Below are 14966 nucleotides of genomic sequence, written 5' to 3' on the forward strand. Positions count from 1 at the left end.
AAAATTATGGATAAAACTCTTATAAAATTTTGTCATGAAATTAATTTTCAACCAGATACAGATTTTGAAAATTGTTTTGTAGATCAAGTTGAATACTCGGAAACCGAAGGTAAATTGTATTTAGATATAGTTTTTGATTATCACATTGATATAAACAAATTAAAAAAATTTTTAGAAGCAACAAAAAAATTACACATTCCACTTGAGCTAGGTATTGCTGTTCAAGTACCTCAATATGATCCTAAAACTATACTTGATTATTTACAATTTGGTTTAGAAAAAGAACATCCTCATATTGCATCTATTACTAAAGAACTATCTCATATAAATTTTGAACATCGAGAACCAGATATTGTTGTTATTAAGGGTCAAACTGAAGTATTTTTAAATAGATTTAGTAAATATAAATATATATTTGAAGAAACTTTACATAAATATGGATATCCAGATGTAAAGATCATTATTCAAAGATTTGACCAACTCCAAAATAAAACTAACAATCATTCCTTTTTTCAAAAAACTATTGAGGACTTTTGACAAAATACAAACAACCAAGATACAAATAACTACCAAACTCTTAAATCTGAAAATAATTTATATTCAAAAAATAAAAAAGAATATAAAGAAATTAGCATTGATGAAGTTGATAATGAATTTGCTGTTAATTTAAAAATTAAAGGGCAAATTTTTAATGTTGAATATAAAAATTTAAAAAATAGTTTTACAATTTTAAAATTTAGCATAAGTGATTTTACAGAGGCTAAAATTGTAAATCAAAAAAATCCAGAAATATTAGATTTAAACAATGGTGACTTTGTGGAAGTTCAAGGAACAATGGATTATGATAATTACTTAAAAATAAAAATTATGAATGCTCATAATATTCAAAAAATCCCACCATTATGAAACAATTTTTTAGATGATGCACCTAAAAAAAGAATTGAACTGGCAATTAGAGGTAATTTATCAACTCAAGATGGTCTAAATTCTACTCAAGATTATATTAATTTAGCAAAAAGATTAAATTATGAAGCAATTGCAATCACAGATACTGATTCAGTTCAATCATTTCCAGATTTAGAAAAAGAAGCCAAAAATGCTAATATCAAACCTATTTACGGAGTAACTTCTAGTTTAATTAGTAAATCTAATGAAATTGTCTATGGAAGCAAAGATTTTTACTTAAAAAACCAAAAATACATTGTTTTTGACTTAGAAACGAGTGGATTAAGTCCAGTTTATAATGAAATTATTGAATTTGGTGCAGTTGTTATTCAAAACAATGAAATAATAAAAAAAATTCAATTTTTTATCAAACCTTCTAATCCTATTTCTTCTTTTACAACAGAACTAACAAAGATTGACAATGAAATGTTAGATAAATTAGGAATAAGTCAATTAGAAGGTGCAACAAAAATTCATAATATTTTACAAAATGGTATTGCAGTAGCTCATAATGCTGCTTTTGACATAGCACATGTTAGAGAATTATTTAAAAAACATAATCTCCCTGAATTAGATATCATCGCTTTAGATACATTAAATATTGCCAAAATACTATTTCCTCAAAACATCCGTTTTAAATTATCTTATGTAGCAAAAAAATTAGATGTTTTTTATGACGATGATAAAGCGCACCGTGCAGACCAAGATGCAAAAGTACTAAGTGATGTTTGAATCAAAATGATTTTAAAACTAGAAAGAGATTTAAAAATTACTCATTCAAGTGAATTAAGAACATATATTGATAGTTCATATTATGCTAAAAAAATTCCTTATGAAATTCGTATTTTAGCTAAAAATCAAGCAGGTTTAAAACAATTATTTAAAATTTTTTCACAAGCTTCAACTGATAATTACAACTCAGGAGCAAGAATTTTTATCGAAGATCTTAAAAATTCTAATGATTTATTAATAGGTACTTCTACTCATAATTCATATTTCTGAAATGCTGTATTTAGTGCAACATCAAAAGAAGTTGAAGAACTAATACAAAAATATGATTATATTGAATTTGCTCCTTTAAGTACTTATAATTACCAAATTCAAAGAGATCAAATTACCGATAAACAATTAAAAGAAGCATATAAATGAGTAATTGAATTAGCAAAAAAATACAAAAAAATTCCAGTAGCTGTAAGTGATTGTCGCTATATTGATCCAATACAAAAATTAGCTCATCAAGTCTATATTTTTGCTGACCAAGTAAATGCTAAAAAACATTGATTATTTAACTATAAAACAAGAGATATTCATTCTTATCCAACATTAGATTTTAAAACTACAAAGCAAATGTTAGAGGAATTTAGTTTTTTAGAAGATAAACAAATAATTGAAGATTTAGTAATAAATAATACTCATTTAATTGCTCAACAAATTGAAAATATTCAAGTTATTAAAGACAAACTATATGTACCTAATTTTGATAATAGTCCTGAAAAATTAAAAGAAATTGTGTATGAAACAGCGTATAAAAGATATGGTAATCCTTTACCTGAAGTCATCGAAACAAGAATTAAAAAAGAACTTAATCCTATTATTGAATATGGTTATAGTGTTATTTATTGAATAAGTCATAAGCTAATTAAACAAGCAGAAGATGATGGTTGATTAGTAGGAAGCCGTGGTTCAGTTGGTTCAAGTATTGTAGCAAATTTAAGTGGTATAACTGAAGTTAATCCTTTACCTCCACATTATTTATGTCCAAAATGTAAATTTTTAGAAATGTTTGAAACAACTGCAGAATTATCATGTGGTTGAGATTTACCAGATAAAAATTGTCCACATTGTAATGAATTATTAATAAAAGACGGACATTCAATTCCATTTGAAACATTTCTTGGTTTTAATGCTGATAAAGTTCCTGATATTGATTTAAACTTCTCAGGTGAATATCAAAATACAATACATAATACAGTAAAAGAAATGTTTGGTGAAAAACATACATATAGAGCAGGTACTGTTTTAAAAGTAAAAGAAAAAACTGGTTATGGATTTGCTAAAAAATATGATGAATTAATTAATGCTGGACAACAAAGATTTTCAAATCAATTTTTAGATTTTTTAGGAAACCAATGTACAAACGTAAAAAGAACAACTGGACAACATCCAGGAGGAATTATTATCATTCCTAAAGAATTTGATGTAGAAGACTTTACACCTGTTGTATATCCTGCTAATGATGATCAAAATGAGTGAAAAACTACACATTTTGACTTTAAATCTATTCATGATAATGTCTTAAAACTTGATTTACTAGGAAAAGATGATCCTACAACAATAAAAATGTTAGAAAATTTAACAAACGTTAAATATGATAGTATTCCTAAATCAGATTCTAAAGTTTTATCTTTATTTAATTCCACAGAAGCTCTAAATATTACACCTGATCAAATCAATGAAAGAACTGGGGTAAAAGGAATACCTGAATTTGGAACACGTTTTGTTAGAGGTATGTTAAAAACTTATAAAGCAACTTCATTTGCTGATTTAATTAGTTTAAGTGGACTAAGTCATGGAACTAATGTTTGATCTGGTAATGCTGAAGAATTAATTAAAACCAAGAACTTAAAATTAAATCAACTAGTGTGCTGTCGTGATGATATTATGGCTTATTTAATGAGAAATAATGTTGAACCTCTTTCAAGTTTCAAAATAATGGAAAAAGTTCGTAAAGGTAAGGGAATAACTGATGAAGAAGAAAAAATGCTTTTAGATCATAATATTCCTTCATGATATATTGAATCAATGAAAAAAATTGAGTATATGTTTCCCAAAGCTCATGCCACTGCTTATGTAATTATGGCCTGAAGAATTGCTTGATACAAAATTTATTATCCACTAGAATACTATGCAAGTTATTTTACAACCAGAGCAAGTACATTTGAAATTGAATCAATGACCAAAGGTAAAGATGTAATTGATAAAAGAATTATAGAAATGAATAAAAATACTTATAAATTAACTTCTAAAGAACAAGCAGCATTGCCTGAACTAGAAATAGCTCAAGAATTATATGCAAGAGGTTTTAAGATATTACCTGTTTCGATTGAAAAATCACAAACAAGTGAATGAATAATAGATTATAAAGAAAATGCTTTAATACCTCCATTTACAACAATAGATTCAATGGGAATATCAGTAGCTCAAAGTATAGTTGAAGCAAGAAATAAATATCCTATTCTTAGTGTTGAAGATTTAATGACAAGGACAAAAGTTAATTCTAGAATCCAAACCACTATGAAAAATTTAGGAATTTTAGATAATTTACCTGAAGATAATAGAATAAGTTTATTTGATTAAATTGGTAAAAAATACCAATTTTTTTAATAAAAAAGAAAGCCTAAACTTTCTTTAGATAATTATTTTTTCTTGTAGCTTTGAACAAAAAAGTTGAGTATAATGTTTAAAAGTATTCAACATCCCACATAAATAAATGAACCTCATCATTGAATATTTTGTCCAAATAAGATAATGAATTCTTGAGTTGTATTAGTTTGTCCAAAACCAAGATTTTGTAGTGCAAAATGTTTAATTAAGTTACTTATTTGAGTAGAAGGGATTAAACTAGAAATTTCTGCTACTTCTCTAGGAAAAGTTTGTAATGGTACAAATGCTCCAATTAAAAATCCTGCAATCGCACTTAGAGCTGCTGATATAGGACTAAAAGCTGAACTACTCTTTAAAAAACTTAATAAAAAAACAAAAATTGAACTATTTAATACACAACCAACAATAACAAATAATCAAATATAAAAACCTTTTGCTCCATTAATAGATTTAATTCCATTAACTTCAAATGTTTTATCTATTAACATTCAAATTACACTAACTAAATACATTAAGGTAGAAATAATAATATTTAAAAATATGTTAAATAATAAATAACTAAATCTAACAACACTACTTTTAACAGGTGTCATATATAAATCATTTAATATTTTCTTCTCCGCATCTGAAATCATTACAGCGGAAAGACTTATTGCACTAGTAAATGTAGTCACAGCTAAAAGTCCTATCATTAAATTAATATCTGCATATTGATTTTTTATAGTTTCAGATATTGAAGAGGGTAATGATTCTTTATATATTGTTCTTGCAAATAAAATAAAACATAAAAAAACTATCATTGGACTCATAAAAGTGAAAAAAATTCTTTTTCTATCTTTTATGAAAATTAAAAAATGTCTTTTGTACAACTGTCATAATTGAACTGCCATTACATACCCCCAAATAATTTTGTTACATTTAAAAATACTTCATCCATAGTTCCTTTATAAAACTCATAATCATAAATATCATTAATATTTTCTCTAATTCACTGTGAACCTTGTTCAAAATTTTCAAATTTTAATACATAGCTTCCATTAGTTATTTGATAATTTAAGTTTTTAATTTTTTGTAACAATATTTCTGAACATTTGTGTATTTCTACAGTACTATTTGAATATTTCGATTTTAAATCTGATGGAGTACCTTCAACTAATTTTTCTCCTTTTTGAATAATAATAGCACGATCACAATTATCTGCTTCTTCCATATAATGTGTTGTTAATAGTATTGTTAATCCTCTTGATTTTTGAATTTTAGTTAAAATTTCTCACACTAATTTTCTCGTACTTGGATCAAGTCCAGTAGTTGGTTCATCTAAAAATAAAATGGAAGGTTTATGAACTAATGCTCTTGCAATATCTACTCTTCTTTTTTGGCCTCCACTTAACTTGGAATAATTTCTATGTGCAAAATCTGTTAATTGAAACTCTTCAATAATTTCATCAACAATTTGGTGGATGTTTTTATCCTTAAAATAAAATTTGTACAAACTTGCTCTTACTAATAAGTTTTGATAAACACTTAATCCAGGATCTAAAATAGAATCTTGAAATACTATTCCAATATCATTTCTAACAGAAACTATATCATCATCAATAGATTTATTATTGATATATACATTCCCACCATCTTTTTTTAATAAACCTAAAATAATATTAAGTGTTGTTGTTTTTCCTGCTCCATTTAAACCTAAAAACCCAAATAATTCACCTTTTTTAACTGAAAAAGATATTTCTTTTATGGCTTGAAACTGTTTAAAATTCTTTTTTAATTGTTTTATTACAATTACATTATTATCATTATTCATTTTACTTATTTTACCCTTTCAGAGTATATTATAATATTAATTATGAATTAATATTCGTTATTTTTATAATGTATAATTTATAGCATAAAAATCACAAATATTGAAAATTTAACTTTTTTTGGTACAATTATAAAGAATAAACGCGAAATGGACAGGATATAGATGAAAGACTATACTTAGGTGGTTTAACGCGTTAAATTTAAAAAAGTATAAAATTGAAAGGATTTAATATGGCAAAACAAGATTTTGACCGTTCAAAAGCCCACGTTAACATTGGAACCATAGGACACGTTGACCATGGTAAAACTACTTTAACTGCTGCTATTGCTACAGTTTTAGCTAAAAAAGGGTTATCAGAAGCACGTGATTATGCATCAATCGATAATGCTCCTGAAGAAAAAGAACGTGGAATTACAATTAATACAGCTCACATTGAATATAATACACAAATTCGTCACTATGCACACGTTGACTGTCCAGGTCACGCTGACTATGTTAAAAACATGATTACTGGAGCAGCTCAAATGGATGGAGCTATCTTAGTAGTAGCTGCAACTGATGGTGCTATGCCTCAAACACGTGAACACATTCTACTTTCAAAACAAGTTGGTGTTCCAAAAATGGTAGTATTCTTAAATAAAGTAGATATGCTAGAAGGTGAAGAAGAAATTATCGAACTAGTTGAAATGGATATTCGTGATTTATTATCATCATACGGATTTGATGGTGACAACACACCTATTATTCGTGGTTCAGCTTTAAAAGCACTACAAGGTGATCCAAAATATGAAGCTGGAATTGAAGAATTAATGAATGCAGTTGATGCATGAATCGATGAACCTCCTCGTGAAACAGATAAACCATTCTTAATGGCTGTTGAAGACGTTTTTACAATTACAGGACGTGGAACAGTTGCAACAGGGAGAGTTGAACGTGGAAAATTAACAATCAACGAAGAAGTTGAAATTGTTGGATTAAAACCAACTAAAAAAACAGTTGTTACAGGAATTGAAATGTTCCGTAAAAACTTAAAAGAAGCTATGGCTGGAGATAATGCTGGATTATTACTACGTGGAATTGAACGTTCAGAAGTTGAACGTGGACAAGTTTTAGCAAAACCTAAAACAATTATTCCTCACACAGAATTCAAAGCAACAATCTATGCACTTAAAAAAGAAGAAGGAGGACGTCACACTCCATTCTTTAGCCACTATAAACCACAATTCTACTTCAGAACTACAGACGTTACAGGTGGAATTAAATTTACAGATGGACGTGAAATGGTTGTTCCAGGAGAAAATGTTGACTTAATCGTTGACTTAATCTCACCTATCGCTGTTGAAAACGGAACCAAATTCTCAATCCGTGAAGGTGGAAGAACAGTTGGTGCTGGTACAGTTGTAGAAATTGTTAAATAATTTACACTTAACAATGACAGAGCAATAGCTCTGTTTTTTTATTTTTAATATTTTTTGTGTTAAAATAAATATGCCATAAGAATAACAACCTTGTAACCTGGTCAGGATGGAAACATAGCAGCCACATCGAGAAGTGTTATGTCTTATGGTTTTTTTATCAATAAAGAAGGAAAAATATGTTATTTTTAGATAGAACTTTAAAACCCATAATGAAAACAGGTTACAAAAATTTAACATTGTTCAAAAACGATGAATTAACTGTTTGAGTCAAACTACGCAAAAAAGATGATTCAGCACTAATTGGTACTGAAAAATCTATTCAAGATTTAAATATTGAACTAACAGAAAATGATATTCAATCATTTAATGATTATTACATCACAGATGATACTTTTTTTATAGCATCAACGAAATTAATAAACCAATTAAATCCATTAGATAGCTGAGATTATAAAAACGAAAAAAATAACTATGCAAATCAAAATGTTGTAAATTATTTAATTGAAAAATTTGGTCAATTTATTATTGAAAAAACACCTAAATTTGTTCTTATAGTACTGTCAATTGAAAAAGAAGGTTTAAAACCATTTTATTTATATGGCGATTTATCATTAGTGAATTTAGATAGAAAAGAAACTCATCAAGAAACTAAAGATTATTATGACTATATTTATGAAAAAGAACTTCCTAAATCTAATTACATTTGAGAAAATACTGATGCAGTACAAAACTATATGAAAAAAATTAAATTATATGTAGATTATTTTTTAAAAATTGCTAAATCAACCAATAAATAATTAATAAATTTATAATATCATAAGGTATATAATATGAAATCATTACTTTTAACCTTAGCTAATTTATCTGTAATTACTACAGCACCTTTTAATAATCAAGCGCCAGTAGAAAATACTTCAAATGATAATACTTCACGTTATTCTGATCAAGAATTTAATCAATTAAAAGAATCATTAAAAAATGTTTTACAAACAAAATTTAAAAATGAATCTACTTCAATTGTTGGTGAAATACAACAAATTACCAATACAGATAATAAAAACACAGTACACCAACAACTAAATCATCATATTAAAGAATTTTTAAAAACTATTGTAGGCAATTTGATTTTTAAACAAAATAACAATACATTTAATAACTCTGAATTAGAAAGAGAATTAAAAAATCAAATTGATACAGCAAATATAATAAATGCAAACAAACTTACAGAACAAATAAACAATATTTTTAAAAATCTTGGTCAAAAATGAATTGATGAGGAAAGACAAACATTTAGTTTTGAAGAATTAAATAAAGATTTAGCAAAATCAAAATGAACAATTAAACAAGAAAATATAGTCAAATATAAATATTTTGCAAATCAAGCAAGACAAATTTTTAGTAATTTTTATGTTGATGAAACATCAGACAATAATTCTTGATATTTAAATGATACTCATGAAAGAACAGACCAAGAAGCTCAAAACATTTATTATCAAAATGCAATTGAACCAAAATTATATTTATTAAACGAAGATTCTCAACTTGCACATAATCAAAAATCTAAAAAATTAAAAAATAATGATGAATTAGAAACATTAAAACAAAAACTTAATTTAAGTGATTTAAATACATACAAAAATTTTTTAAACGCGTATGGAAAATACTTTAAAGATGAATTTTATAGATATCATGAAAATCTAGATTATTCTTTTAAAGAAATATGAACAATTAATCCTGCAGTTGTGTTTATAAATGAAGATTTTGTAGATTCTCAATCAGTACCTACAGAAAATGTAACTGATATTATAAAAAATTATTATTTAGAAGATGTAGAGCATTTATTAAACAACAAAATAAATAAAAATGATATTAACTGAAACAATCATATTGATTACAATTTTCACTTAAATGAAAATGCTACAAAAATTTATAATTTTATAGCCAAACCATTAATACAATATTTAAAAGATAATATCTTAAATGATTTATTAAATAATCCAAAAATAAACAATCAAGATAAAACAAGAATTTTAAATCTTCTAAATGCACCTGTACAAGAAACACACTTATTAATTGATACTGTAGGTATTTATAAATCATCAGAAAAAGATTTAGCAAAGTCTACAGTACCAAAAGTCGCTTTCTTTAATTTAAAACTTAAAGTACAACAAGTTTTAAATGAAATAGGAAAAATCATTAAACCAGAATTAAACAATAATCCTGACTTAAATTTTTATAATTACACATTTAATGATTTAAATCAAGAAAAAATTAAAAAATCTTTTGATGATGCATATGAAACATTAAAAAATTCCGCTACAAATGAACAAATTAAAAAAGCACTAGAACAAGAATTAAAACAATATAAAGATATTAGAGATAATCAATCATCAACTTATGAGCAAATTATTCAAGCAACAGAAGATTTAAGAAATTCTGGTTTAGATAATAAAATTACTCAAACTAATACTCAAAAAAATGAATATGAACAACAATTAAAACAAGTTTTTGATGATACTAAATTAACTCAAAAATTTGGAAATGATGAAAATGCTAAAACTAAATATAAACAAGATATTGAACAAGCAAAACGAGAACTTCAAAATGTTTTAGATTCTCAAGATTCATCATTAGATAATTTAAGAGATGCTTATGAAGCAGCAAAAGATAAAATCCAAGATTTAAATTCTGATACTGAAACTATTCACAACGATGCTGTCACCAAATATAAAGAAACTTTAAAAGCAACTAAATCTAAAAATAATTCAATCACAAAACCTGAAGAAAATCAAATTAAAAAAGAACTTGAAGATACAATTTCTACAAACACAATTGAAAATAATAATATTGATTCCACACCAACAAATGAATTAAGACAAAAAACTAAAACACTAAAAAATGCTATAGAACAAGCAAATCAAAAAATAAATCAATTAAACACTCAAGAAACTAAAAAAACAAAACAAAATACTCAAAATGATAAAGAAACTTCAACTATTCCAAACAATAATTCTTCATCAACAATAAACAATATAAATCAACAAGATTCACACATAAAAGATGAATCTAAGCAAAAAATTGAATCTTCTAATTCTAATAAAAAAGAAGCTCAAAACAATTTTGATAAAGAATATCATAGTATTTTAAATACTATCGAAGATGATGACAAATACTCAATTATTAAAAATGCAGTTATTAATAAGTTAGCAGATCAAAAGAAAATTAGAGATGATACTAATTCAACAACTCAACAAATTAATGACGCAACAACTAATTTACATAAAGATACAGCTATTCAAACTATAAATGCAGCTAAAGATACTTTAAATAATTTAATCTCAAAAGAAAATGAGCTTACAAAATTAAAAGAAACAACTTATAAAAACTATAAGGAAATTCAAAATTATATAGATACAGAAATTAAAAAATCTAGTTATAAGTCCATCACAGAAAAAGATGCTCTTAATATTGACAAATATACTTCTAAAATAGAAAATATAGAGAAATTAAAAAAAGAAGCAGATAAAAAAAGAAAAAACACTGATAATAAAATAAAAGAATATAATAAATTAAAAATTTTTATAGGTGTATTTACATCATTGTCATTAATTTTAATTCTTTCAGCTTTTGGTTTTAAAAAGTGAAAACAAAAACATAAAATTAAAAAAGAAAATAAATAATATAACAGTTATAAAAAATTAATATTTTGTTTAAGTTTCTTCTGAAATCAAAGAATCTTGTACATAAATAGATAAAAATAAGATAATGCACGATAAAAACATTATCTTATTTTTTATATTTTCAAAAAATAACTACTTACTGTTGTCTGTTAATTTAAATCCAAAGACATCAAAAAGAATAGAAAATTTATTATTATCTTTAGTTATTTCAATAATTAAATGTAATTTTCCTACATTATTATGTGCATGTGTATTTTTTGAAACATTTAATTTTAACATCGAATCAACATTCATTTCTTTATATATAATTGAATATTTTTTAAAAATACTTTGAACTTCAATCCAGCTTGTTTGATTTATTAATTCATTGACAACATCTGATGCTAAAACATTTTCTTGGCCTAATGCATATTTATTTATTAAAATACCATGTTGTTCTTGTTGATTTTCTAAATTAAATTCAGATAAAAATTTTTGTATATCATTTCATAAATTTAAAATAAATTTATTATCAGACATACTATTAATTTGATTAAATTTTTGTATAAAATCTTGTATTTTATATCATTGCACAGATTTATATAAAAATACATTTTCCAATGGTTTAATGTCTGTTTCAAACACATTTTGAAGTTTTTTATACTCAATTTTAGGTTCTTGAACAGATTCAACTTTACTACAAGATATAGATATAATTGGGACAAATCCTAATGTTATAAAAGATAAACTGACAAATAATCATTTAATTTTATTTTTCATATAACCTCTTATTTTATTATTTAACTTCATTTGCAAAAGCTAAAGATGTTGCAAAAAACTTAAAACTTAAAGTAATAATACTTAATGAACTAATAATAGTTATAAAGAAATAAGGATTTTGTGAAATAGATTGAATTGATTCTTTTAAAACAACACCAATTGTTGCATAAGTTGAACTATGTATAAAATCTAAAAAACTAATTGCGCTTACTATTAAAATGCCCATTGCTATTCTTTCCACAAAGAAAATAGCAAGTAAAGAAAAAATGTTTGTAAATATATCACTTACAATAATTTGAAAAGTGTTTTTCCCAATGGATTTAGCAGCTAAAATAAAATCTAAATTTCTTATTCTTTGTGTTTCTTGTTTTGCCAATTCATAAAAAGGAACTCAACTAATAAATAAAAAACTTAAAAAGATACTTGGAATTGAACCATTATACAAAGCACATAGTAAAATAATTCAAATAATTTCTGGTATAGAAGATATTATGTATGAAATGGAAATAAAAACCTTTGATATAAATTTATTTTCATTTAATGCAACATAAGAACCTAAAAATGTCCCTATGATTGCATTTAAAACGGTCACAATTACTAAAATAGATATTGTATTAAAAGTAGAATATCAAATTCTGGACCAGATATCAATTCCATTTGCATTTGTTCCTAAGATGAAATTATAATTATGCACTTCTTGAGCTAAACCATTTAATTCAATTGCTTTTAATAAATCATATGAATTATATGACAAAGTAACAATATCAGTGTTTATAGTTTTATCACCTCCACCAGCTAAGTATGAAGAATCAAATAATATTTTAAACATAGGTTCGATTGTTAATTGTTTAGCTCTTAATTCTTCTAAATCTCTTATTTTATAAATAAAATTTAACGAATCACCACGTTCAAAGTGTTTTTGAACAATGGGATTAAGTGCTGGATTTAAATTGTTAACTAAATCACTTTGAGCATTTACTGATTGTTGTGGATCATATTGAATAAATATTCTCAAACTCACTAATAAAAAACAACTTACAATAAAAAAAGAAAGTACAAAATAATTTATTTTTTTAGAAAAAAATCTTTTTCAAAATTGCTTATGTTCTTTTTGGATTAAAACAAATGAATCTCTTTTATAGTGGTTTTGATTAACAAATTTAAATTTATTTGAATGCATATTTAAATCCTTTAAATCAAAAAGTAAATGAAGTATTTTGTAATGTTTGTTGTGGATTAAGTAGATTTATTAAAACATCAAATACACTTTGTAGTAATGTCATTATTAATAATGAAAAAGTAAAAAAGAACATTAAGATATCTACTTCTGCATTATTATAAGCAAAGCTTATTAAAACACTTTGTCCAGGGATATTAAATATTCTTTCAATAACTAATGAAATCGTAATTAATGTAATATAAACTGGAAATAAATATTTAATTTGACTAATAATTAATTCCTTTAAAATAAATTTTCAAAAAATAACTTTATATTTAAAGCCTAAAGATTTTGCAAAAATATAATGTTCAGAATTTAAATAATCTAAATAAGCTTTTCTTGCTTTAAAAAAGAAAAAATTAATTGTTCCAATAAAACAAATAAATATTGGTACTAAAATTGAAAATACAGTGTATTTAGAACTAATAATATATTGTGAAGGATATCCTAAAGCACTTGAAAACACAAGTAAAATAATCATTAGTATAATAAGGGGTATAGATGTAAAAATATTAATTATCATTGAAAATAATTTATCTACTACCTTATTTAAATATTTTGCACTAATAATACCTAAAATATTACCAATTAAAAGTGACAATAAAAAACTTACAAAAGTAAAAATAAAACTTAAACCAAAATAACTAAAAACTAAAGAAGGGATAGAGATTTGTGTTTTAGCTATAGTTTGAGAATAAATAATTCCAAATGAACCATTAAAAACATTTTTTATATAATTTACAAAGTGTAAGAATATATTTTTATCATAATTATAATTATGTAAATTTTGATTAATTTTAGATTGCATTAAAATATTTAAAATAAAGAAAATAATAATAAAACTAATTATAAAAGTAGTTGTATTTATTAATAATTTATGACTTATTTTCTTGAACATAATTTTATCCTTTTACAAATTATACAATTTTTATATAATATAATTTCTTTTTTTAATGTATTTTATCTACTAAAAATCAGAAAAATTGATAATTGTAAAAGGATAAAAAGATTGAAAAAAGTATTTAATAAAATTTAAAGTAATCTTAAATTTTAAAAATTAATTATAAAAAAAATCATAAATACTTTTTTGTGGTATATTTATAAATAAGCGAATTTAATGACTGAATAAACCTGCTTGGGGTTAAGGTATTTTTTCTTGGGGGTGAAATTCCCTTCCAAAAGAAGAGTTAATGTATAACAATTGAGAAAAAAGTAAAAATTAATTGTGGGTTGTTAAAAAGTATTCTATAGCTCTGTTATTGTAAAAAATTGTGAATGTGAGAAAGCAATTTTTTGATATCAAACAATAATTTCAGTTGAAACATAGTAATATGCGTATAAAGAGTCTGTATAGAAGTGGAAACGAAAAACTGAAGAAGATGAATAATCAATAAAATCAAAGACAAGTTTCTTGGGTAAAACCTCACAATACATTCGAAATAGCTAATCGGATGGTGGTGACTGAATGTTTAACAATTGATAGTTAAGTTGGAATAAGTGATTCTTATTTCTTAAATTTGCAAAAAGCAGAATAGGCTACCTATTCTGCGATTTTTTTTAAAAAAAATTACCCTAGATTAAGGGTAATTTCCAGTTTAATTTCATTTAAAAGGTAATGCTATTATTGCATATAACGCTAAAATTACAAATATTAAACCTACTGCAATAACAATAAAATTTAAAACTATATGTTTTTTTATTCAAATCATTTTGAATATTTTTTTAATTTTTTGTTTTGTTTCTAATTTCAT

At 24.4% G+C, this 14966-nt stretch carries 10 protein-coding genes and 1 other RNA gene; 5 read left to right on the forward strand and 6 right to left on the reverse strand.

Features of this window, described 5'->3' with window-relative positions:
- Positions 1-6 precede the first annotated feature (6 nt).
- A complete protein-coding gene (locus tag HLA92_RS02560; RefSeq protein ID WP_237023522.1) occupies positions 7-4302 on the forward strand; it encodes a PolC-type DNA polymerase III in 4296 nt (1431 codons plus the stop codon).
- 59 nt (positions 4303-4361) lie between these two features.
- On the opposite strand, the gene HLA92_RS02565 is transcribed toward HLA92_RS02560, so the two are convergent.
- Positions 4362-5219, reverse strand: coding sequence for an ABC transporter permease (locus HLA92_RS02565; protein WP_171113232.1), 858 nt, complete (start codon positions 5217-5219; stop codon positions 4362-4364).
- A complete protein-coding gene (locus HLA92_RS02570; RefSeq protein ID WP_171113234.1) occupies positions 5219-6139 on the reverse strand; it encodes an ABC transporter ATP-binding protein in 921 nt (306 codons plus the stop codon). Before HLA92_RS02570 ends, HLA92_RS02565 begins: the two co-directional genes overlap by 1 nt.
- A 230-nt stretch (positions 6140-6369) precedes the next feature.
- Here HLA92_RS02570 and tuf point away from each other — a divergent pair, with 230 nt between their 5' ends.
- From tuf to HLA92_RS02590, 4 genes are all read left to right on the forward strand, one after another.
- Positions 6370-7557, forward strand: a complete 1188-nt coding sequence (gene tuf, locus HLA92_RS02575; protein WP_171113237.1) for an elongation factor Tu — start codon at positions 6370-6372, stop codon at positions 7555-7557.
- A 65-nt stretch (positions 7558-7622) separates the two neighbouring features.
- Positions 7623-7719, forward strand: an RNA gene (ffs, locus tag HLA92_RS02580) — signal recognition particle sRNA small type.
- Between the two features lie 14 nt (positions 7720-7733).
- Positions 7734-8354 (forward strand): hypothetical protein, encoded by a 621-nt coding sequence (locus tag HLA92_RS02585; RefSeq protein ID WP_171113240.1) that lies wholly within the window; start codon positions 7734-7736, stop codon positions 8352-8354.
- A gap of 33 nt (positions 8355-8387) precedes the next feature.
- A complete protein-coding gene (locus HLA92_RS02590) occupies positions 8388-11237 on the forward strand; it encodes a coiled-coil domain-containing protein (RefSeq protein ID WP_171113242.1) in 2850 nt (949 codons plus the stop codon).
- 132 nt (positions 11238-11369) lie between these two features.
- On the opposite strand, the gene HLA92_RS02595 is transcribed toward HLA92_RS02590, so the two are convergent.
- The 4 genes from HLA92_RS02595 to HLA92_RS02610 form a co-directional block, all read right to left on the reverse strand.
- Positions 11370-11996, reverse strand: coding sequence for a hypothetical protein (locus HLA92_RS02595; RefSeq protein WP_171113244.1), 627 nt, complete (start codon positions 11994-11996; stop codon positions 11370-11372).
- Positions 11997-12012: 16 nt separating this feature from the next.
- Positions 12013-13176, reverse strand: a complete 1164-nt coding sequence (locus tag HLA92_RS02600) for an ABC transporter permease subunit (RefSeq protein ID WP_171113246.1) — start codon at positions 13174-13176, stop codon at positions 12013-12015.
- Complete coding sequence (locus HLA92_RS02605; protein WP_171113248.1) at positions 13163-14113, reverse strand: ABC transporter permease subunit; 951 nt, start codon at positions 14111-14113, stop codon at positions 13163-13165. The genes HLA92_RS02600 and HLA92_RS02605 overlap by 14 nt, the downstream gene beginning before the upstream one ends.
- A 697-nt stretch (positions 14114-14810) precedes the next feature.
- Positions 14811-14966, reverse strand: coding sequence for a hypothetical protein (locus HLA92_RS02610; RefSeq protein ID WP_171113251.1), 156 nt, complete (start codon positions 14964-14966; stop codon positions 14811-14813).

Origin of the sequence: Mycoplasma miroungirhinis (assembly GCF_013008815.1) — a bacterium.
In the GTDB taxonomy this organism is placed as follows: Bacteria; Bacillota_I; Bacilli_A; order Mycoplasmatales; family Metamycoplasmataceae; genus Metamycoplasma; species Metamycoplasma miroungirhinis.